Source organism: Gilliamella sp. Pra-s60, from assembly GCF_009795755.1.
Classification (GTDB): Bacteria; Pseudomonadota; Gammaproteobacteria; order Enterobacterales; family Orbaceae; genus Gilliamella.
Genome location: NZ_WTFA01000012.1, coordinates 21,038 through 43,913 on the forward strand (window position 1 = coordinate 21,038; position 22,876 = coordinate 43,913).

24 protein-coding genes are annotated in these 22,876 nt (G+C 35.0%); 14 read left to right on the top strand and 10 right to left on the bottom strand.

Annotated elements, in window-relative coordinates:
- Positions 1–266: 266 nt before the first annotated feature.
- Positions 267–1,454, top strand: a complete 1,188-nt coding sequence (locus tag GQ596_RS08525) for a histidinol-phosphate transaminase (RefSeq protein ID WP_160401255.1) — start codon at positions 267–269, stop codon at positions 1,452–1,454.
- Between the two features lie 91 nt (positions 1,455–1,545).
- Here GQ596_RS08525 and GQ596_RS08530 read toward each other — a convergent pair whose 3' ends face one another.
- From GQ596_RS08530 to zapB, 4 genes are all read right to left on the bottom strand, one after another.
- Positions 1,546–2,079 carry a C40 family peptidase gene (locus GQ596_RS08530; RefSeq protein WP_160401256.1) on the bottom strand — a complete coding sequence of 178 codons (534 nt, stop codon included), beginning with the start codon at positions 2,077–2,079 and terminating at the stop codon, positions 1,546–1,548.
- Positions 2,027–3,385, bottom strand: a complete 1,359-nt coding sequence (locus tag GQ596_RS08535) for a DUF3482 domain-containing protein (protein ID WP_160401257.1) — start codon at positions 3,383–3,385, stop codon at positions 2,027–2,029. Before GQ596_RS08535 ends, GQ596_RS08530 begins: the two co-directional genes overlap by 53 nt.
- Before the next feature lies 1 nt (position 3,386).
- On the bottom strand, positions 3,387–4,694 hold the full coding sequence (locus tag GQ596_RS08540; RefSeq protein WP_160401258.1) for a DUF2868 domain-containing protein: 1,308 nt from the start codon (positions 4,692–4,694) through the stop codon (positions 3,387–3,389).
- 78 nt (positions 4,695–4,772) lie between these two features.
- Complete coding sequence (gene zapB / locus GQ596_RS08545; RefSeq protein ID WP_160401259.1) at positions 4,773–5,018, bottom strand: cell division protein ZapB; 246 nt, start codon at positions 5,016–5,018, stop codon at positions 4,773–4,775.
- 100 nt (positions 5,019–5,118) lie between these two features.
- Here zapB and tpiA point away from each other — a divergent pair, with 100 nt between their 5' ends.
- Complete coding sequence (tpiA, locus tag GQ596_RS08550) at positions 5,119–5,883, top strand: triose-phosphate isomerase (protein ID WP_160401260.1); 765 nt, start codon at positions 5,119–5,121, stop codon at positions 5,881–5,883.
- A gap of 63 nt (positions 5,884–5,946) precedes the next feature.
- On the opposite strand, the gene GQ596_RS08555 is transcribed toward tpiA, so the two are convergent.
- Positions 5,947–6,174: a helix-turn-helix domain-containing protein gene (locus tag GQ596_RS08555; protein WP_160401261.1), complete on the bottom strand. Its 228-nt coding sequence runs from the start codon at positions 6,172–6,174 to the stop codon at positions 5,947–5,949.
- A 162-nt stretch (positions 6,175–6,336) separates the two neighbouring features.
- Between GQ596_RS08555 and GQ596_RS08560 the strand changes: the two genes are divergently transcribed.
- From GQ596_RS08560 to GQ596_RS08595, 8 genes are all read left to right on the top strand, one after another.
- Entirely contained in the window at positions 6,337–7,026 is a 690-nt protein-coding gene (locus GQ596_RS08560; RefSeq protein WP_160401262.1) for a S24 family peptidase, read from the top strand.
- Positions 7,027–7,308: 282 nt separating this feature from the next.
- Positions 7,309–8,427: a tRNA 2-thiouridine(34) synthase MnmA gene (gene mnmA / locus GQ596_RS08565; protein WP_160401263.1), complete on the top strand. Its 1,119-nt coding sequence runs from the start codon at positions 7,309–7,311 to the stop codon at positions 8,425–8,427.
- 1 nt (position 8,428) lies between these two features.
- Positions 8,429–9,076 carry a high frequency lysogenization protein HflD gene (hflD, locus tag GQ596_RS08570; RefSeq protein ID WP_160401264.1) on the top strand — a complete coding sequence of 216 codons (648 nt, stop codon included), beginning with the start codon at positions 8,429–8,431 and terminating at the stop codon, positions 9,074–9,076.
- Between the two features lie 47 nt (positions 9,077–9,123).
- Positions 9,124–10,494, top strand: a complete 1,371-nt coding sequence (gene purB / locus GQ596_RS08575; RefSeq protein ID WP_160401265.1) for an adenylosuccinate lyase — start codon at positions 9,124–9,126, stop codon at positions 10,492–10,494.
- Positions 10,495–10,634: 140 nt separating this feature from the next.
- The gene (gene hemC, locus GQ596_RS08580) at positions 10,635–11,555 is read left to right on the top strand and encodes a hydroxymethylbilane synthase (protein WP_202113778.1); all 921 of its coding nucleotides are present in this window, start codon (positions 10,635–10,637) and stop codon (positions 11,553–11,555) included.
- The gene (locus GQ596_RS08585) at positions 11,552–12,292 is read left to right on the top strand and encodes a uroporphyrinogen-III synthase (protein WP_160401266.1); all 741 of its coding nucleotides are present in this window, start codon (positions 11,552–11,554) and stop codon (positions 12,290–12,292) included. The genes hemC and GQ596_RS08585 overlap by 4 nt, the downstream gene beginning before the upstream one ends.
- 18 nt (positions 12,293–12,310) lie before the next feature.
- Positions 12,311–13,816 carry a uroporphyrinogen-III C-methyltransferase gene (locus GQ596_RS08590; protein ID WP_160401267.1) on the top strand — a complete coding sequence of 502 codons (1,506 nt, stop codon included), beginning with the start codon at positions 12,311–12,313 and terminating at the stop codon, positions 13,814–13,816.
- Positions 13,817–13,826: 10 nt separating this feature from the next.
- On the top strand, positions 13,827–14,726 hold the full coding sequence (locus GQ596_RS08595) for a heme biosynthesis HemY N-terminal domain-containing protein (RefSeq protein WP_160401268.1): 900 nt from the start codon (positions 13,827–13,829) through the stop codon (positions 14,724–14,726).
- An 89-nt stretch (positions 14,727–14,815) separates the two neighbouring features.
- Here GQ596_RS08595 and GQ596_RS08600 read toward each other — a convergent pair whose 3' ends face one another.
- Positions 14,816–15,139: an AzlD domain-containing protein gene (locus tag GQ596_RS08600; RefSeq protein ID WP_160401269.1), complete on the bottom strand. Its 324-nt coding sequence runs from the start codon at positions 15,137–15,139 to the stop codon at positions 14,816–14,818.
- Positions 15,136–15,831 (bottom strand): AzlC family ABC transporter permease, encoded by a 696-nt coding sequence (locus GQ596_RS08605; protein WP_237398392.1) that lies wholly within the window; start codon positions 15,829–15,831, stop codon positions 15,136–15,138. The genes GQ596_RS08600 and GQ596_RS08605 overlap by 4 nt, the downstream gene beginning before the upstream one ends.
- A 218-nt stretch (positions 15,832–16,049) precedes the next feature.
- Between GQ596_RS08605 and gmk the strand changes: the two genes are divergently transcribed.
- Positions 16,050–16,679: a guanylate kinase gene (gene gmk / locus GQ596_RS08610; RefSeq protein ID WP_160401284.1), complete on the top strand. Its 630-nt coding sequence runs from the start codon at positions 16,050–16,052 to the stop codon at positions 16,677–16,679.
- 56 nt (positions 16,680–16,735) lie between these two features.
- Here the strand turns inward: gmk and gloA are convergent, their stop codons facing one another.
- Entirely contained in the window at positions 16,736–17,143 is a 408-nt protein-coding gene (gloA, locus tag GQ596_RS08615; RefSeq protein ID WP_160401271.1) for a lactoylglutathione lyase, read from the bottom strand.
- Between the two features lie 221 nt (positions 17,144–17,364).
- The gene (locus GQ596_RS08620; protein ID WP_160401285.1) at positions 17,365–17,862 is read right to left on the bottom strand and encodes a glycine zipper 2TM domain-containing protein; all 498 of its coding nucleotides are present in this window, start codon (positions 17,860–17,862) and stop codon (positions 17,365–17,367) included.
- A gap of 166 nt (positions 17,863–18,028) precedes the next feature.
- On the opposite strand from GQ596_RS08620, the gene GQ596_RS08625 reads away from it, so the two are divergent.
- The 3 genes from GQ596_RS08625 (at position 18,029) to pgm (ending at position 20,479) form a co-directional block, all read left to right on the top strand.
- Positions 18,029–18,214 carry a hypothetical protein gene (locus GQ596_RS08625; RefSeq protein WP_160401272.1) on the top strand — a complete coding sequence of 62 codons (186 nt, stop codon included), beginning with the start codon at positions 18,029–18,031 and terminating at the stop codon, positions 18,212–18,214.
- A 22-nt stretch (positions 18,215–18,236) separates the two neighbouring features.
- On the top strand, positions 18,237–18,740 hold the full coding sequence (locus GQ596_RS08630; RefSeq protein WP_160401273.1) for a replication initiation regulator SeqA: 504 nt from the start codon (positions 18,237–18,239) through the stop codon (positions 18,738–18,740).
- Between the two features lie 101 nt (positions 18,741–18,841).
- Positions 18,842–20,479, top strand: a complete 1,638-nt coding sequence (gene pgm / locus GQ596_RS08635; protein ID WP_160401274.1) for a phosphoglucomutase (alpha-D-glucose-1,6-bisphosphate-dependent) — start codon at positions 18,842–18,844, stop codon at positions 20,477–20,479.
- Positions 20,480–20,882: 403 nt separating this feature from the next.
- Here pgm and GQ596_RS08640 read toward each other — a convergent pair whose 3' ends face one another.
- Complete coding sequence (locus GQ596_RS08640; RefSeq protein WP_160401275.1) at positions 20,883–22,481, bottom strand: hypothetical protein; 1,599 nt, start codon at positions 22,479–22,481, stop codon at positions 20,883–20,885.
- Positions 22,482–22,876: the final 395 nt, after the last annotated feature.

Sequence of the window (22,876 nt, forward strand, 5' to 3'; positions counted from 1 at the left end):
TTACCCACGGTAATTTACAAATCACTATAAAGGACTGTTATTAATACAGTCCTTTTTACATACTATTTTTGGTCAACAAAGCACCAAATCTGTGCGTATTTAGATTAATCTGTCCTAAATAACAACCATCTTATCGTTAACTTTTTGTTATCTAATACTGTACAAATAAGTAACCTTAGTAATCTTAGTAATCTTTAAAAACTTGGTATTATTTTTGCTTAGTTAATAATTGACCACATAAATATTAATTAAGCGAGAGGTGAATCATGATATCCAATTTAAATGTCAGTAGAAGAAAATTAATCACATTTTCGAGTGCCGCAATTGCAGGGCTATCTATTAATCAATTGTTATCTAAAGCCCATGCGATGGAAGCGCAAAACTCGATTTCATTCTCGCTACCTATGCTTGAAAATGTAGCAACACCAGATATTAACAATCCAATAAGACTCAATTTCAATGAAAATGCGCTTGGTATGTCACCACTCGCAAAACAAGCAGCAATCGATGCCGTACCAAAAGCTAATCGCTATGCCAAAGCCGAAATGCCAATGCTTAATAAACGATTAGCTCAACATCATAAAGTTGATGATTCTCAAATTTTATTAACTGCAGGCTCATCGGAAGGTATTCGAAGCGCTATTGCCGCTTTTGTTAAGCCAGATACTCAATTAGTCATTCCAGAGCTTACTTATGGTGATGGAGAACATTTTGCAAAGATCTTTAATTTAAAAATTACTAAAGTACCAAGTTTGCCTGATTGGCAAATAGATATAAAAGGTATACAAAAAGCTGCTGAAGATTATAATGGATTTTCAATTGTTTATTTGGTTAATCCAAATAATCCTACTTCGACTGTTTTTGCAACAAACGAAATCGAACCTTGGATAAAAAGCAAACCTAAAAATACGATCTTTATTATTGACGAAGCTTATGCTGAATTTGTTAATGATCCTGCATTTAAATCAGTTGATGAATTAATTGCAAAAGGTTGTGACAATATTATATTACTTAAAACATTTTCAAAAATCCATGCAATGGCAGGATTACGAGTCGGTTATGCTGTCAGCTCAATTGAAAATATTCAAAACATGGCCCAATATGTAGCAGGCGAAAAGCTCAACTATTGTGGTGTTTGTGCCGCACTTGCTTCTATGGATGATCAACCATTTTTAACTTATTCTAAAAAAGCGGTTGATGTATCACGTCAAATCATGGAAAAAGCACTATCAGGCTTAGGATTACATTATTTAAAATCACAAACTAATTTTATGTTTCATAAAAGTCCGATTAATTTAAAAGATTATCGTGAATTAATGAAAAATAACTTCATATTGATTGGAAGAGATTTTGAACCAGCAACAAACTGGTGTCGAATATCACTTGGTTCACCGAGCGAAATGCTCTATGTAGCAAATACAATGAACGAATTAAAAAATAAAGGACAAATCTAACAATAGCTTTATTACAGATAAAAAATAAGCTCTTTAATATTAATTAATTTAAAGAGCTTTTCATTATTAATTATTCTTCAAAAGAGATAATTTAACTACCCGTTACACGGCGCGTCATCCAGTAATGCTTTTTCCAATAATCTTCATTTAAGCTTGAATAAATAACACCTTTTGACGTTGAAGCATGTAAAAATTTACCATCAGTATAATAAATACCAACATGTAAACCACTACGACTGCGACCTGTTTTAAAAAATACCAAATCACCTGCTTTTGGCGTATTTACCTTTACACCTAATTGAGCTTGTTCAGCAGCACTTCTTGGTAAGTTTTTTGAAAGTCTGTTTTTGAAAAAATTCATCACCAAAGCAGAACAATCACTACCAGATAAGGTTGTGCCGCCATAACGATATGGCGTGTTTTGCCATTTTTTATAGTGGGATTCTATTTTAGCTAACATAGCACGATCTGGCTTAGTATTTTTGGCAGAAACTTGCCCTTGACTAGAACTACAACCAAATAACACAAAGAGAGAAAAGATCAATGTGGTTATTAAAAAACGTCTCTTAAAATTAAAGCAGTTGCTGAGCAACGTTCCTAATAGTCGATTGTCTTTTTTTGTCATTTCTTTTTGTTCCTTTATTTAACGTCGACCAATGCGAATAACGTCTAGCTACCTTTAAACTTTTAGGTAACACACCTTTTTCCCATTCATTTTTATCTAATTTAGATAACCTAACTGGGCTCGTGTCCGCATGGCTGCGATGATTTAAACTTTCTTTAAGGCGAATTAATCGTAAAGAAAGAAAACAAATAATAACATCATCAACACTTAATTTACTATATCCAGAAAGCTGATACCGCATTCTAGAACCATAATGTTTTGCAGTTTGCAGTAAACTACCAACTACAGCGCCAACCAACGCAGCAGAGCCAAGTGAAATACCACCTGTTGCTAAATCAATGCTTGCACCAATTGTTGCGCCTGATACAAAGCCTTTAGTCAAATGCATGCCCACCGTTTTTAGTGCATCAACATTAAAAAGGTCAGCATTATAACGACCTTTGATTAAAGGCAAGCTCTCTTCACTCTCTTGAGTTGAATCGAATTGATACAATTTTAATAATTCGTTAATCGCTGTTTGTTCTCGCTTTCTGACTTTATTTTGCATATCAGTAATAGCTTGGTTATCGTCTAACTTAGCCATTTTGAAAAAAGCAGTAACATCAACAAGCGTTTCTGCAATAATTCGATTAGCTGTTTTATTGCGAGAATCACGAATTTGCGAGATTTTATCTAGCCAATTATCTAATATTTCTTTAGCAGGTTCAACCAATAAAGCAAGGCTATGATACAATCGCTCTTCACCATCTAAAGATGGGAATATAGCGTCGAACTTAATAATAGCATGAATCCCAACTCGTGACAGCAATCTTTTCCATTCTTTTTCATTTTGGTCATTACCCGATATAAAATTCAAAACTGCTAATATGGGTTTATCACTATTAGATAAAATAGATAACTCATCGTGATACTTTGCCAATATTGGCTCTCTGACATCTATCACATAGATAGCCACATCACTATTTAGTAGCTGTTTGATGACTTTGGCTTCTTGATTAAAAGTGTTTTCAGCCTCTGGACTTTGTAAAAAAAGAGTTAATTTATCAACACCATCAAGTTTTTTATTAGCAGGAACAAGTTGGTTAATATAATCATAAAGCGCCAAACTGTCTTCTAACCCTGGTGTATCATAAAAAACAATCGATTTATTTTGCTCAAGCGGCAAAGTTATTGATTCAACATGTCTTGTGGTGCCAGGATGGTCAGATACATGACCAAAATGGCTATTGCGAATTAAGGTGCGTAATAATGACGTTTTACCAACATTGGCGTGACCAACTACGGCTAATTTTAATGTTGATAGCATACTAAATATCCTCACTTAGCCAATCAGGTTCAGCTAATTGTAAAGAGAGCGATTGCCAATTATGATACTGTTTGCCTTGATTAATAAACCAAATTCGGGTTTGTTGTGATTTGTTAATCAGCTGATTAATAAAATTCAATAACCCTCTATCGGGTGCTCTATCGGTATCAATTGCAATTAGCAATTTTTTAGCTGGTGTTAATTGAAAGTAATCTAAAATATTATTACGTTGTTCTCTTGTATTTAAAAAACCTAAAAATTTAACAGACTCAGGATGATGCCAACTTTCGTGCACATCTACTGCAACCAAAAAAGAGCCCTTACCATCTTCAATTGGATGTACAGGAGAACACCATTGATGGTTACTGTATCCTAATCTATCGGCATCTTCAATGTTAACAATTAATGGCTGCAATTGGTTTGCTAATACTTGATAGTCAGGGTGTGTAATATTGAGTTTAATATAACGACAACTAACCAACCAGTTAACACCGCAGAATATCATACATAACACCCTTACCAATAACCCATAAGCAATAAACACCCCCAACAGCCAAACAGCCCATGACGAACGAACTTCGCCAGTGTTTAAAGCATTTTCGCTTAATTTTATTATGTCATCTTTAGGGATATCAAAACCAAATAATGAAGGTAAATAGCCCAAATAGTGCGTTAACCGAATAATAGTATCAGAACTAAGTAATGTAGTTTGCCATTCAAAACTATAATACTTAGTTGAAAATAACACTACTAACACTAGCAATGCACTACTTAAAATCACAGTCCAAAACAGGTTAAGCACAAAACCGATAAGCCAACGCACGCGGGTTCCAAACAATTCAATAAATGCAGGAAAAAGTTGTTGTATGGTCTTTTTTTGAGAAAGTTTTTTAGCTAACCACAACCAGCAATGAATTAATAAACTACCACCAAAATTAGAAAAGAAAAAAAATGAACAAAGCCAAATAGATAATGTAATTAAGTGCACACCTAATAAGCTAAAAAGCGCCCAATACAAATTGATGGGGTTCTGGTTTACTGCTCCCAAGGCTAAGGAACCACCTAAAAATACAGAGAATAACAGTAATAAGACAAAAGAAAACTTTACAGACTGTATTAGTATTTTTTGCGAAGAATATAGGCCATTTTGCTTTGACAACATCGTTGCTCGCATCACAATTCGATCTGTGAGCGATATTTGTTCAGCTCTTACTTGTCGGTTAATATCTTGGTCAGCAAACCGTCCAGATTCGGCTTCAATTAAATGGATAGTTTCAGTCAGCCAGAGTGATTTTAGCTTTTGTCGCATTAAACTTAGCCTTTACCATTATCAACAATTAAGAATAAAAGAAACGCGACCTAAGTCGCGCTAAAAAATTTGAATCAATTATTGTGTAATTTCGCCAATTTTACTTAATAATGTTTGAATACGTTGTTGCCATATTTGTTGATCTTGTTTGAGTTTTTCGTTTTCATCACGTAATGCTTTCATTTCATCAGAACTATCATTAATCAGTTGTTCCAACTCTTGATTCCCTTGTTTTAAAGTAGCGATCTCTTGTTGTAATGTGGTGATAGTATTAACGGTATGCTGGATTTTATTTTCCAATTGATTCAATATTTCTAATGACATATTTTTCCTCAAGCTCAATTTATTTGGTGTATAATGCTAACTATTATACCGAATTCATTCTAAAATCAACACTATTTTAAACTTTAAGTTGGAGAAAATTATGCGTAAACCACTTGTTATGGGGAACTGGAAGCTCAATGGTAGTAAAGACATGGCTAAAAGCCTAGTTGCAGGGCTACGAAATGAGCTATCAAATAATACTGCGTGCAATGTAGCAATTGCACCACCGGTTGTCTATCTTGATTTTGTAAAACATCAATTAGATGGTTCTAATATCATTTTAGGTGCTCAAGATGTTGGCGTAAATCTTTCTGGTGCTTATACTGGAGAAGTATCAATCGAAATGCTAAAAGACGTTGGTGTAACTCACATTATTATTGGACACTCTGAACGTCGTACGTATCATAAAGAATCAGACGAATTTATTGCTAAAAAGTTTGGTGTCATTAAAGAAGCAGGATTAGTACCAGTATTATGTATTGGCGAAACTGAAGCTGAAAACGAAGCAGGTCAAACACAAGCTATCTGTGCTCGTCAAATTGATGCTGTGATTAAGGCACTTGGCATTCAAGCATTTAATGGTGCGGTTATTGCTTATGAACCAGTTTGGGCAATTGGAACTGGAAAATCAGCAACTCCAGCACAAGCGCAAGCTGTTCATAAATTTATTCGAGATCATATTGCTAAACAAGATGAAAAAGTAGCGCAGCAAGTGATTATCCAATATGGTGGTTCTGTTAATGATAAAAATGCAGCCGAACTCTTTACTCAACCTGATATTGATGGTGCATTAGTAGGCGGAGCATCATTAAAAGCCGATGCTTTTGCAGCGATCGTTAAAGCAGCCGAACAAGCTAAAAAATAAATTGTCGCATAGCAAATAATAAAAAAGACGCTAATAAGCGTCTTTTTTATTTTCAAACTAATATTATTTTTTAGTTTTTAATTGATAACGTGAAGGCCAAATTTGCTCAACAGGGACTTGTAAATAATCAGAAATAATTCGCTCATACTTTGGACAATGTCGATATAAAGCATTTCTTAAAGTATCAGCCTGTAATCCACTGGATCTCGATAATGCTCTTAAATTTCCGCCTCTAATTTTAATTTCTCCCACCACTCTAGATGGTGTCCAGTCTTGATCTTGTTCTCTCATTATGAGATCCTCTATAGGTTATAGTTTTGCTATTGTAAAGATTATCGGTCTTACAATGTTAAAAATAAATATTCATAAGATAAGAAAATATGGGCAGAGAATAGCACATAAAAAAACGAATTAAAATAAAAAAAACGAAAAACACACGAAATGGAATAAAAAATGACAGAAAACAAAGTAAAAAAACAAAATGAAAAAGAAAAAATACAGATTTTAATTGATACAGGTGTAATTGGTTTTAGGAATAGACTAAATCTAGTATTAGAAGGTATATCAGGTAATGCCTTTGCCAAAAAAGTTGGTATGTCAGAGGCGGTTATACGAGATTATTTATCAGGAAAAACCTATCCAGCATTAAATAGACTTGCAATTATTGCTCAAAAATGCAACATTCCTATAGAGTGGCTAGCAACAGGAAAAGGAGAATGTAGGTTATTGTCAGAATCTGAATGCCAAGGTTCAGTCCACATTCCATTTCACCATTTAAACGAAACAAGTAAATTTTACCCACAAATAGAATCAATTCCGTTTGATCTATCCTTAATAAAACATCAAGGCTGTAACCACAAAGACTTAACCGCAGTATGGGCTAAAGGTGATAGCATGGAACCAACAATATCAAATCATGATATTCTTATCATCAACAAGACTCATAACAAACCGATTGATGGCTATTTGTATGCTGTTGAGTATGAGGACCAAATTAGTATAAAACGAATACAAAATCAAGGTGCTAACTTAGCATTACTTTGTGATAATCCTAAATACCCAGCAATTATTGGTGATAAGTATGAACAACAAGACTTTAAAATTATAGGACTTGTTGTTTATCTTTTAAAAGACTTTAACTAATTTCCATTTAATCTTTAAATAATAACAGTTTTATAAGTTTTGTTTAATAAGGCTGTTATTATTTTATGATTTCGTTTTTTTATGCGAATATTTAATAAATAAAAATAAAAAAATCGTAAAAGCACCTTTGAATATAAATTTAAAGCAAAAGTTGGTATTAAATTAATATAAATCACAATTGAATATAGTGTTCTTTATCTGCATAACTTTATGCTTTTTGCCTTAGTTATGCTAAAATTGAAACTAAATTTTTTATTAATTTTACCTATTAATATAGCTATTATGACAAATATAAACTCTCGAAAAAAAGTCGTTGTCGGTATGTCAGGTGGCGTCGACTCTTCTGTTTCAGCTTATTTATTACAACAACAAGGATATGATGTTGTTGGGTTGTTTATGAAAAACTGGGAAGAAGACGACACTGAAGAATACTGTTCAGCTGCCATTGACTTAGCTGATGCACAAGCCGTTTGCGATAAATTAAACATCAAATTACATACAGTTAATTTTGCTGCCGAATATTGGGACAATGTATTTGAACATTTTTTATCAGAATACAAAGCAGGCCGAACACCAAACCCAGATATTTTATGTAATAAAGAAATAAAATTTAAAGCTTTTTTAGAATATGCAGCTGAAGATCTTGGTGCTGACTTTATTGCTACAGGACATTATGTTCGCAAACGCGAAACAAATGGAAAAGTTGAATTATTACGTGGTATAGACACCAACAAGGATCAAAGCTACTTTCTTTATACCTTGAGTGAAACACAAGTAAGCCAAAGCCTGTTTCCCGTCGGTGAACTTGAAAAACCACAAGTGCGTCAAATTGCAGAAAAACTTGGTTTAGCGACGGCTAAGAAAAAAGACTCTACAGGTATCTGCTTTATTGGTGAACGAAAATTCACTGACTTTTTGGCTCGTTATTTACCAGCACAAGCAGGCGATATTCGCACTGTTGACGGTGAAATTATTGGCAGACATCAAGGGCTTATGTATCATACGTTAGGACAACGTAAAGGATTGGGTATTGGTGGTTTAAAACAAGCCGATGATACGCCATGGTATGTGGTTGACAAAGATCTAACAAATAACGAGTTAATTGTGGCACAAGGTCACGATCACCCTGCTCTATTTTCACACGGATTAATTGCTCAACAACTACATTGGGTTGACCGTAAAGTGGTCACCGAACCATTCAATTGTACGGTTAAAACACGCTATCGCCAACAAGATATAGCGTGCCAAGTGGTACCATTAGCTGATGATAAAATAAAAGTCATATTTGATAATCCCGTTGCTGCTGTTACACCAGGTCAATCAGCTGTCTTTTATCAAAACGAAGTATGCTTAGGTGGCGGTATTATTGAAGAACAAATAAAAAGCAGTAAGGAGTACTAAAGTGAATAATAAATACCATCATATTGCCATTGCCCTTGCCGGTGCAACACAAAGTGCAATATTGGTACCACAACTAGCTAACACAGGTATTTGTAGTGCAACACTTTATGAACAAGCAATAAAAAGTATATTTAAAACCTCGCCAAAAACAACGGACGATGTTTATGATGGTATTAAAAATATCAAAATAGGATTACAAACACTAATACAATTATTGTCGTCAGGACAAAAAGAGCACGTCCAAACTATTCGTTACCTGTTTGGCTCTCTTAGTATTACAAACAAATTATTAAAAAATAAAGACGCATTAGATAAGATAGACCAACGATTAAAACGCATTTCAGGACTTTATTCTGATATAAATGATCAAACCGTTGGTATTAATGTTGATGATATATCCTATTCATTAGCGGGAATCTATTCTGATATCATTAGCCCGATATCAACTAAAATCAAAGTTATTGGCAAAATTGAATTTCTACAAAACTCATTAGTACAAGCAAAAGTAAGAACAGCACTTTTGGGTTGTGTTCGATCAGCCATTTTATGGTACCAAGTTGGCGGCAGTCGTTTTCAGTTTCTTTTTAGCCGTAAACGCATTTGTGATGCAGCCCAACAACTATTAGACCAAATTAATCGCATAAACTAATTTGTACTTTATAACTGATATTTCAAAATAATAACGGAGTTAAACCGATGGAATTATCTGCACTTACTGCCCTTTCACCAATTGATGGACGTTATGGTGAGAAAACAACAGAATTACGCACCATTTTTAGCGAATATGGTTTACTAAAATACCGTGTTCAAGTTGAAGTTCGTTGGTTACAAAAGCTAGCCTTACAAGCAGATATTTTAGAGGTACCAACCTTAAGCCAGTCAGCCATCAACCACCTTAACCAAATTGTTGAGCAATTTAGTGAGCAAGATGCTAATCGTATCAAAGAAATCGAAAAAACCACTAATCACGATGTCAAAGCGGTAGAATATTTTTTAAAAGAAAAAGTCAGCACTAATGAAGAATTACATGCAGTTAACGAATTTATTCATTTTGCTTGTACATCAGAAGATATTAATAACTTATCTTATGCATTAATGCTAAAAACAGCCAGAGAAACCGTCTTAGTTCCATATTGGAATAAACTGATCGAAAAAATCACCTCACAAGCCAAGTCTTATCGTGATTTACCGCTACTTTCAAGAACGCACGGACAACCTGCTACACCATCAACAATAGGTAAGGAATTTGCCAATGTTGCTTACCGTTTAAAACGTCAATTAAAGCAACTACAATCGGTTGAAATACTAGGTAAAATTAATGGAGCCACAGGCAATTATAATGCACATATGGTTGCTTATCCTCAAGTGAATTGGCATCAATTTAGCGAAGAATTTGTTAGATCACTAGGGTTAAATTGGAACCCTTATACTACTCAAATCGAACCTCATGATTATATTGCCGAATTTTTCGATTGTGTGGCTCGTTTTAATACCATTATGATCGACTTTGATCGTGATGTTTGGGGATATATTTCGTTAAATCACTTTAAACAAAAAACCATTGCTGGCGAAATTGGCTCATCAACAATGCCACATAAAGTCAACCCAATTGACTTTGAAAACTCAGAAGGAAATTTAGGTATTGCTAATGCTATCATGAACCACTTAGGTAGCAAATTACCTATTTCTCGTTGGCAACGTGACTTAACCGACTCAACAGTATTACGCAATTTAGGTGTAGGTATTGGTTATGCTATTATTGCTTACCAATCAACACTAAAAGGATTAAATAAACTTGAAGTTAACCAAGACTATTTACTTGACGAGCTTAACCGTAACTGGGAAGTATTAGCCGAACCAATCCAAACTGTAATGCGCCGTTACGGCATTGAAAAACCCTACGAAAAACTCAAAGAACTAACCCGTGGTAAACGTGTTGATGCAAAAGGCATGCAAGAATTTATTGACTCATTAGATCTGCCCGAAAGTGAAAAAACACGACTAAAACAATTAACACCAGCTAATTATATTGGTTATGCAGTTAGTTTTGTTGATGATTTAGATTAATAACTTAAATTTAATTAGCCAAATACAGTTTACACTGTATTTGGCTATATTGATTTTTAAGTGATTAAATTAACCAGTACCGATATACAAATTGTGCAATAACACAAACCATTTAAGCAAAAATAAAACGGAAAATTCCATTGAACATTCGCATTGCAACACGAAAAAGCCCTTTAGCGCTATGGCAAGCTAATTTTGTTAAGCAACAATTGCTAGCCGCTCACCCCCATTTAACAGTGGAATTAATTCCTATGGTTACTAAAGGCGACATAATGCTAGACAGCCCCCTATCAAAAATTGGTGGCAAAGGGCTATTTGTTAAACAACTTGAACAAGCCATATTGAATAACGACGCGGATATTGCTGTTCATTCTATAAAAGATATTCCCACCGAGTTCCCAGAAGGATTAACTCTAGCCACCATTTGCAAACGAGGCGATGTTCGTGATGCGTTTATTTCAAATAAATATTCAAGCATAAGCGAACTCCCAGATGATGCCATTATCGGAACATCAAGTTTACGACGTCAATGCCAATTAAGAGCTAAATATCCACATTTACAAATTAAAGATCTTCGAGGCAATATAGGTACTCGCCTAGCTAAACTCGATAATCAAGAATATGATGCTATTATTTTAGCGTCTGTCGGTTTAAAACGCCTAGAATTAGAAAATAGAATAAAACAATATATTGATACGGACTTAATTTTACCCGCTGTTGGTCAAGGAGCAATTGGAATTGAAACTCGAACAGATGATAAAAAAATATTAGATATTCTTTCCGTGCTTGATGATAAAAATAGCCGCGTTTGTATTCAAGCAGAAAGAGCAATGAACAAAGCGCTACAAGGTGGCTGCCAAGTGCCTATTGCTTGCTATAGCCAACTAAGCAATGATATTTTAACTTTAGAAGGATTTGTTGGACGTATTGATGGTATGCAAATAATTAAAGCTAAATTACAAGGCTCTGCAAACCGTGCAGAACAACTGGGCTACAATCTCGCAATACAACTATTAAATCAAGGCGCCGACAAAATATTACAGGAATTAAATGGCGAATGATTTATGTAACAAGACCCTCGCCAGAAGGCGAGGAGCTAGCTAAACAACTAAACCTTGCCAATTTATCAGCCGCTCACCTTCCTTTATTTGATATTTTACCCGGAGCTGAACTGGTTGATTTAGAGCAACAACTTAATTGTCTTTTACCATCAGACATTGTAATTGCACTATCGCCACAAGTTATTCACTCCATCAAAACCTATTTACCCGACTTATCTTTTCCAGCAAATAGGCACTATTTTGCAATAGGAAAAAAAACAGCAGAATTATTAAGCCAACTAACTACAACCAAAGTTAATCACCCTAAACAAGAAGATAGCGAAGGTTTATTAGACTTACTAAAGAGCGTAGCACTAGCACATCGTACCGTACTGATTTTACGGGGTAATTCAGGAAGAAATTTATTAGCAGACACATTAATAACCCAACAAGCTCAGGTTAAAATACTAGAATGTTATTACCGTAAACCAATAACCTATTGTGACAATATTTTAGCTAACAACATAAACAGCCAAATCATTATTATTACCAGTGTTGAGCACTTAATGCGACTTGAGCTTTATTGTCAAAAACAACACAAACAGCAAGCTCAACTCATTGTTACTAGTGAACGAATTTTAAAAAAAGCACAACAATTAAATTGGCAAAATATTTTACAAATAGCGGGGGCGAATAATCAAATTTTATTTAAAACAATGTTAACTCTATGTCATAATGCCAACATCAATTTCGAATAAATCTAAATGAGGTCATTTATGCCGTTAAAATATTATGGTGCCAATGCGACACTTTCAACAATAAGCACAACTTCATTTAGTCAACCAACAATAACAGCGATTGAAAATGAAGCGAATGAAACTATGAAAAAAGACAAAAAAGATCAAACAACCACTCAACCCAATCCTGCAGTAGAATCGAAAGCCCAAACCAAAAACATTAATAGTAATAATGACAATATAGGCAAAACAAAAGTTTCAAAATTATCGATAATAGCTATAGCATTAACCGCTTGCTTAGGTGGATTTGGTTTTTATTATGGCCAACAGCAATTTGCAAAACAACAAAAGGCCATCTCAACATTACAAACCGAACTGGCCAATTTAAAACAAACAACCAAGCAGAGCATAACAAATGATTTACACAGCAGCATTGAAGATGCTGTTAATAAACAGAATCAACAGTTCAGCAAATTAGAACAACAAGTAGAACGTCAACTTAGTGATCAACAAAAAGTACAACAACAATTAAGCAACCAAGTGAATGACACATTAAAGCTCAATGAACAAAGCCTACAAAACATCAACGAGCGTTTAGCGGCTATGTCAACCACAGATCATAAAGTTTGGTTAATTTCGCAAGCAAATTATTTAGTCCATTTAGCGGGGCGTAAAATTTGGAATGACCAAGATTACACATCAGCACGACTATTACTTAAAAATGCCGACGAAAGCCTAGCTCAAGCTGATGATCCTAGCCTATTACCAGCACGACAAGCAATTAGTAAAGATATTAACTCACTAGCTCAAGTCAGTTTTGTTGATACTGATGGCATTATTATTAATTTAATTGGATTGTCAGATGCCCTTACCGAATTACCTCTAGTTGGCCATTATCAAGAAATCGACCTTGGAATGACACAATATAGCGAAGACTCAGCCAATAAAAATGAGAACAAAGCAGTCCAAGTCGAGAACATAAACACAGAAAACACTAACACAGAAAATTCTCACGCAGATAACAATCAACAAGTACATACAAATAATACAACTGAAGATAAAGAGAATGAAATAACATCATCAGCCGGCGATTGGTCTAGCAATTTATTAAGTAGTGCTAAGACTTTTATGGATAAATTTATCACCATTGAAAAGCTGGACAATAAAGATAACAACTTCAAAGCATGCTTAGAACAAGCAGGTCAAGATGAAAAACAAATTGTCCATTGCCAAATATTAAAAGCACCATTAAGCATAGAACAATCACTTTACCTACGTGAAAACATCCGTTTCCGCCTATTGATTGCCGCACAAGCAGTGCCAAGACACCAAGACTTAATTTACCAACGCGCACTTAACGACACTGCAACTTGGGTTAATGCTTATTTTGATGGTAACGCACCAAGTGTCAAAGCATTTATCAATGAGCTTGATAATTTACAAAATCAATCAATCAGCAATCAAAGTGTACCGGAAAACCTAACTAGCATCAGCGAACTTGAAAAATTAATGCAAACTCGTGTTCGTTCAATGTTGGCAAAATAGGAGAATAATCATGATAAGAATACTAATTATTTTCTTAGTGCTAGTAGGTGGATTTTTCCTTGGCCCATTATTGCAAGGACACCAAGGCTCAGCAGTATTTGAATTTGCCAACTATCGTGTCAGCATGTCATTTAATTCATTTATGATACTTGAATTAATTGGCTTACTTTGTCTTTATTTAATTTATTGTATCTTCAATAAAATATTTAACTCTAAAACAACGCTTGGCAACTGGTTACGCTTAAAATCACCTAAAAAATCAATAAAACGTCTTGAACAAGCACAATTTTTATTGTTAGAAGGTGATTATCAACAAGCGGCAAAGTTATTTACAAAAAGTGCCAAAGGGGCAAAAAATACCACTTTATCGTATTTACTTGCCGCACAAGCACAAATTGACAACGATGAATTAATTCAAGCCAACCAATCGCTAGAACAAGCGGCTAGAACCTGTCAACCTAAAGAGATATTTGCCTTTCAATTAGTACAAATTCGATTGCAACTAAAAAATCACGAGTACACAGCCGCACGCATCGTGTTAGAACAACTACTAAACGAAAAACCACGTAATGTGGAAGTGCTACGATTAGCCGATCAACTTTATTACGAAACTGGTGATTATCAAGCGGTTATCGATCTATTACCAGCAATGTATAAAGCTAAAGCTTATAATGAATCGCAACTAGATCAATTTAAACAGGTAGCCTATATTGCCCGAATCAAACAATTATCAACTGACAGTGATACGCAAGCACTAACCAAATGGTGGTATGCGCAACCACGAGCTATATTGAATAATATGACATATCAAAAAGCGATGGCAACCTATCTTAATCAAATCGGCCAAAATAGCGAAGCTGAAAAACTATTAAAATCCATTAACAAACTTGAACAAAAAGAAAGAACTTAATAAAACATAACAAAAACAGGGCAACTGCCCTGTTTTTGTTTTAACAAACAATAAAAAATTAACCAAAGCAATTTATTAATAAATTCAAATTACATAATAAAATAACGAATCAACGCCATAAAACACATACCTGCAACCACAATACACATTAAGTTTTTAGTGATCACAGCAACAATGACTGTTGGAATGGTCGCCAAACAATATTCCACATGAAAATCAGGAAACTGCCCCTCTTTTGCCACAAATAAATTTTGCACAAATAAAGCAGTCAAAATACACAAAGGTACATACGACAAAAAACGAATTACCACATTCGGTAACTGAAACTTTCGAACCAGCATAAAAGGAACCACTCTTGGTAACCAAGTGACTAAACCACACCCTAAAATAATCAATAAACTATAAATTGTCACGCATCACGCTCCATAGCCATACCCATAAAACATCCACCAAAAGTGCTAATTAAAATCGCCATTTCGGGTGACACAAAACGCATTAATAAAATTAGCATAATTGCAACGGTTAACATTACTAATAGTCGATTTTTAAGACTTTTGCTTTTATCACCAATCAGTTGCAAATAAAGTAAACCAATAAACATGGCAACCAAGGCATAATCTAAACCAAACAAGTTTGGATCAGGTAACCATTCACCGATTACTGCCCCTAAAAAACAAGATAAAATCCAAGCCAAATAAGCTGTTACATTAAGCCCATGCATCCAAACAGCATTGACAGGAACTTTATTGGCTATGGCACTCATTACAACGGCAAAACTCTCGTCAGTTAATAAACTACCGATAGCCATATTATTAAAAAACGAGAATCTACGAAAAGCGGGGGCAGTTGCCATGCTCATTAAAAAATGACGGGAATTAACTAAAAAAACAGTAAAAATAATGGCTGAAACAGGTGTAGCCACCATCATTAGACCGGCAATAATAAACTGTGCTGCACCAGCATAAACAATCACAGCCAATAATGTAATTTCAAGTACAGATAAATTTGCTGACTTCCCTACAACACCCGCAGCAATACCAATACCAATATAGCCTAATAAAGTTGGAATACAAGCATAAACACCATCTTTAAAAGTCAAAGACATAATCATTCCTTAACAATAACAATACATGATTTTATAAATTAATATTGTGGATATTGCAAACCAATCATACTGTCCTATAACCTAAAATATTAAACAGTAAATTATTTTATTGGCTCACAATAAACCACATTTTTTTACCAAATTTTGTTATAATATCGCTTAATTTATATCAATGACAATAAAATAACGCAATAGCAACCAACGTGGCAAACATATCTATGTATACAGGAACTTTATTTATTATCTCTGCACCGAGTGGAGCAGGAAAATCAAGCCTTATTCAAGCTTATTTAAACCAAAATCCAAAACAAGCAAAAGTATCAATTTCACATACAACTCGCCAGCCACGACCAGGCGAATTACATGGCGAACATTATTATTTTGTGGATCATAAACTTTTTGAATCCTTAATTGATAAAAATTCTTTTGTAGAATATGCCAACGTATTTGACCACTATTACGGCACATCTAAAGCAGAAATAGAACAAAGCTTATCACAAGGAATTAATGTGTTTTTAGATATTGATTGGCAAGGAGCAAGACAAGTACGCCAAAAAATGCCTCAAGCAAAAAGCATCTTTATATTACCACCATCACTAAAAGAGTTAGAAAACCGCCTAATAAAACGTGGACAAGACAACAGTAGTGTTATAGCCAAAAGAATGCAAAAAGCCCAAGCCGAAATTTCGCATTATAACGAATATGATTATGTTATTATCAATGACGATTTCGACACCTCATTAAGTGCCTTAAGTGCAATTATTACCACTGCTAGCTTAGAGCAAGCAAAACAGGCAACCATTAATTCGCAATTATTAAAAGATTTATTGGGTAGTGATTTAAATTAAAACACCAATAATATCATATCGCCGAAATTTCAATCGGCGATATTATAAAAAAGCCTTTAATTTCCTAAAGCTTGATCAGCCTGATCATTTTGAATCAACTCTAACTTATAACCATCAGGATCTTCAACAAAAGCAATAATCGTTGAACCACCTTTTACAGGTCCTGCTTCGCGTGTTACCTTGCCTCCTGCTTGCTTAACGGCATCGCACATTTTAGCCACATCATTAACACCAATAGCAATATGACCAAACGCCGTTCCATGATCATAGTTATCGGTATCCCAATTATAAGTTAACTCAATCACTGAACTCGTTGTCTCATCGCCATAACCAACAAAGGCTAATGAATATTTGTATTGTGTATTTTCACTGGTTCTTAGCACTCGCATACCCATTACACGGGTATAAAAATCAATCGAACGCTGCAAATCACCAACTCGAATCATAGTATGTAAAATACGCATCGGCTTACTGTTCCTTTAATATAATAAATAAAATAATAGAATAAAAATTTTGTTGAGTTTATACGTTAGTGCTTAGACCGGCAAATTTTTGTTATTGATTGGATATTTTATGATACTTAATCAAAAGCTAACAACAATCGTATACCTAAAAAACCATTTTGCTCACCATCAAAGTGAGCAAAATTAAGTATTATCTTTTGATTTATTATTTTGATTAGCGGTTATCTTGATTGATTGCTATAACGTGGCGAAGCACTAATTTGCTTACCATTAGTAACTAAACGAACCGCTTGACCAGCAAAGAAATCTTTAGCTGAACCTTTTTGCACAAGCACAATGTTTGAACCATTCTCTTGTTTGATTTCTAGCTCGACAGCACTTGCTTGGCTAGTTTTATCTTGAATGACATCCCCCAAAATTGCACCACCAATAGCACCTGTTGCAGTCGCTAAAACTTGGCCAGAACCATTACCAATAGTATTACCTAAAACACCACCTAAAACAGCACCACCTAAGCTACCTATAATATTTTCGTTTTTACCATTTGTGTTATTAGCTTGAATTTTAACAGGTCGAACTGAAACAACTGTACCATAACTCACTTGCTGAACTTGTTTGGCTTGATCAGCGGTATAAACATCGCCAGAATAGATATCACTATTGCTACATCCAGATAGAATTGCAGCTAAAATAGTTAGTGTGACGATTTTTTTCATAATTAATTCCTCATATAATATCGGTATCTTTTTATTATACCTTGTTTAGAATAATATTATTAAGAAAAAACGACAATATCATTTTCATTATTTTATCAATAGCTAATACAATTTATGCTTAAGTTAGGTTATACTCAGCACAATAGTTTATTCAGCGTACAATGAGTATATGAAACGGTTATTTTTTCAATTAATATTATCGGTTATGATAACGGCTTGTCATGATGCAAACCAAGCTCCCCAAAAAAGCGAGAGCGTTGAATTTAAACAACCATCAAATGATTGTTTAAATAACGAATCAACTCATGATTCGCATCTTAACAAAATTCCTGCTTTAGGATGTCCCGTAAAATAATTTAATAGGCACATGTAACACAATGAAAACGATAGAAATCGACGAAGAATTATACCAATTTATTGCTGGTCAAACCAAACACATTGGTGAAGATGCATCAAGTATATTACGACGTTTATTGAATATAAACCAATCAACCTCAGCAAAACAAAATACCATCGTCAAAAAAGAAAACCACTACCCTCTTTTTAACGATTTATTAACTAGCGACACGTTCATAAGCGAAAAATCCATTATCAGCCGTTTTATATTATTGCTCAGTGCACTATATAACTATAATCCAGCGCTTTTTGCTATTGCAGCAACATCACTGCATGGTAGTAAACGACAATACCTAGCTAAAGACAAACAGTCTCTTGAAGCATCGGGCAAAAACACCAAACCCCGCGAAATTACTGGCACACCTTATTGGGTAATTAGCAACACAAATACAGCTAGAAAACAATATATTGTAGAATCGATTATGAGTGACATGGGCATATCTGAAACTATGATAAACCAAGTTACTAACGCATTCTTACCTTAACAGAAAAAACAAAAACAAATAAAGCTAAAATGTGACAACACACAACATGTTCACATTTTAGCTATTATAAAAAGACATATTTAATGAAAGAGGATAAAAAAATGGCCAAGCAAAGCCGTGCAGGAATGTTAGCTCAACCATCAGATCTCATTAATGTTGAAACATTACGCAATAACTATTACCAAATTCAACCTGATACGGATAACGCTAGCCAACTAGTCATATTTGGCACATCGGGCCATCGGGGCAGTTCAAACAAAGGCACATTCAACGAAGCACACATATTAGCCGTTGCTCAAGCCATTGCGGAATACCGCAAAGCCAACAAAATTACAGGGCCATGTTTTATTGGTCAAGACACCCATGCCCTATCAGAACTTGCATTAAAATCAGTGCTTGAAGTTTTTGCTGCTAACGAACAAACCGTTGTTATCGCACAAAATTGGGGATATACCCCAACGCCTGTCATATCACATGCAATTTTAACCTACAACCAAGGCAAACAAACCCAGCTAGCCGACGGTATTGTCATTACCCCATCCCATAATCCACCAGAAGATGGCGGCATAAAATACAACCCAACTAATGGCGGGCCGGCGGATACTGACATCACCAAACAAATTGAAAACCGTGCTAACGAACTACTAAAAAATAAACTCAATGGCGTAAAACGTATCAGCTTAGACAAGGCTATAAATTCAAATTACGTTCATACCAAAGAGTACGAAACCGACTACATCAACGACCTTGAAAACATCTTAGATCTTGCGCTGATCAAATCATCGTCACTAAAAATTGGGGTTGACCCACTTGGTGGTGCAGGCATTACTTATTGGCCTAGAATTGCTGAAAAATACGGTATCAATCTTAATATTGTTAACAACAAAATCGATCCGACATTCAGCTTTATGCACCTAGATCATGATGAAATCATTCGAATGGACTGCTCAAGCCGTTGGGCAATGGCGGGATTGTTAACATTAAAAGACCAATTTGATTTAGCTTTTGGTAACGACACTGACTTTGACCGTCATGGCATTGTCACTCCAAAAGGACTAATGAACCCCAATGCCTACCTATCAACTTGTGTCAATTACCTATTCCAAAACCGCCCACAATGGCACAAAGATATCGCTATTGGAAAAACACTAGTTACAAGCTCAATGATCGACCGTGTAGCAAATAGCCTAAACAAACAATACCTAGAATACCCTGTTGGTTTTAAATGGTATGCAGATGGTCTATACAACGGCAAACTCGGCTTTGCAGGCGAAGAAAGCGCAGGCGCATCATTTTTAAGAACCAACGGCAAAGTTTGGACAACCGACAAAGACGGCATAATCCTATGCCTACTTGCTGCTGAAATGACTGCAAAAGTGGGCAAAAACCCACAAGAACAATATCAAGAGCTTGAAGCGAAATTTGGCGTATCTTATTACGGACGAATTCAAGCACCTGCATCGTTTAGTGAAAAACAAAAACTAGCCAAACTTGATGCTAGCCAACTAACGACCGACAGCTTAGCAGGTGAAAAAATCACCCAATGCCTAACCACTGCACCAGCTAACAATGCCGCAATTGGTGGGCTTAAAGTGATTGCAGAAAACGGCTGGTTTGCTGCTCGCCCATCAGGAACAGAAGACGCCTATAAAATCTATGCAGAAAGCTTTATAAGCAACGAACATTTAAATACACTACAGCAAGAAGCCCAACAAATCGTGGCTAAAGCAATTAAATAATAGTAAAAGCTACAAAAAACAGCAGCTACTTGGCTGCTGTTTTTTCATGTAAGGATTTCAAAAAACTTCAATAAAATCAATACCTTTCCTGACTGATTTTTTGGGGTAATAATTTGCTTTTTATAAAAATAACTCAATAAAATGCATCATTCCACAATATATTGTGAAAAATCATAACAAACATAGGTACTTTCTTTACTATATATTGTTTTTTATCTTCATTTTGCAAAATTTGTGCATCTAGTTTACTTTACTTATCTAAAATAGGATAAATAACTAGAGCGTAAACATAACGATATCGTTTAGAAAGCTCAAACTAATGCCGGATTTTGATATTTAATTTATTATTTTATTTGCACCATACTTCATCACGCTTTAATAATTAGAAACTAAACGCTAAAAACTAAGGCATGGTACAAACAGCATAGCCCCCTCCATAGCTCCCCCACTGACCCACATAACCATTACGGTGAATATAGAAGTGATTTGTATTTGATACTGCATCACTTGTCCAAATATCACCACGACCAAAACCTGCCACATCACCATAATAAGACGCATCGCTCCACTCACTTAAAAATCCAGCGCCTATCCGACGTTGGTAATATAGAGTACCTGACGATGGCATAGAACCATCTATATCACCTATACATGGAAAATCAGTATTATTTACACCACATTTCGCATTGCTTAAATCTCTTACTCGAGAAAAACGATACCCCAAACTACTACACCAAGTTGCTTGCTCAGGAACAGTAGTATATTTCTCTCCCCGATGAACAAACCACTGCCTTAACTCAAATCCATACTTAACAACCACATTACCACTACTATCCTTACCTTGTAATTCAAATAGTTGTGGCAAAGATGGGGCTATAAGTCGACTAGGATTACTTGATTGTATTTGAGTATTATCTGCCCTAGGACCATTTAACGTTACCCTCGTTACATTTTGGGATTTATCAGAAATCCAATCATCGTATGTAGTAGTACCCGAGCACCATCGGCACGGGATAGAGAATGAGTCTGAACGTGGCCTTACCCAACTTACCGTTGCGGTTATATCACTACCATTGGTGACAGTAGACCAAGTTAACTGACTTGCATTCACGCCACCAACATCTAAATCAAAATACAATCCATCAGCACCCGTAGTCGGAAAATTGAGGCGATAAAAAGATGGATTAATTGACTGCGTTAAAAACCCTTTAGTAGGATCCCATATACTAGATGGACCTGCGAAGCGAGGATTATCTCCAGAGGAATTAGTGCCACCAAATATCAAACGAGGTCTTGCATAACAAACTTTAGGTTGTTGCGAATGCGGATTGATATGATACGACACCGTACTTCCGCTGAAAATACGTTTATTTGGCACACCATACGCTGTAGCTAAACTACCACCTAAACTACTTAATGTTACTTTATAAGGTGCCTTACAAATATCTAGTATATCACCACGACTAACAGCATTACCGTTTTTATCCATAAACGATACTGATATACTCCCCGTGGCAATAATACCATTAGCTCCCTGCCCGTCGCCATCATCATCTCCCCAATTACCTTGAGTTACCAAGCTACTTATACTCACCGAGTCAGTCGATGAAGGGACGATCATTTCAATATTAGCAAGAGTATCGCCGGCATTAAGTAACCGAATTGGTGTCATCGCTGAGTTATTGTTTTGCGGAGTGAACACTTCACCGTCCGATAATTTAATACTTAATAAATCATCAGTTGTAGTTAATTTGGTGATGCCACCATCAAATGTTAAATAAGGCGAATTTCCCTCTATAGCTTTTGATGTTTTTGCCGACAATGCCTGTAAACAATGCGAATACAACAATAATAGTAATGGTATAAAAACCAACTGCAATTTTGCTAAGCTTAATGACTTTGGTGATAAAAATAGGAATTCAGTCTGACTTCGACTACTATAGTGTTGGAAAATATTTAGGACACAGTTTTTGCATATTAGATGCCAATAAAAATAACGCATCTCGATCACCCTATTAGTTTGTTTATTATTTTATATTTTTATAAATATCCACTCAAAAAATAAGCATTCTCCTGCATCTAAAAGACCAAAAATTATAACTTGATGGTGAATAATATGCCAGTTCTTTGTTAATTCATTGTAAATAATTGTTATCAATGAGAGTTAAAGCTTGTTTAGCTTTGGTAGGGGGATTTTGGAGAAATGTTTTTCGGTGTAAAAAAAACAATAAAATCAATATCTTTCCTGACCTATTTTTTGAGTAATAACTTGTTTTTTATAAAAATGACGCAATAAAATGCATCACTCCACAATATATTGTAAAAAATCATAACAAACACAGGTACTTTCTTTACTATGTATTGCTTTTTATCTTCATCTTGCAAAATTTGTGCATC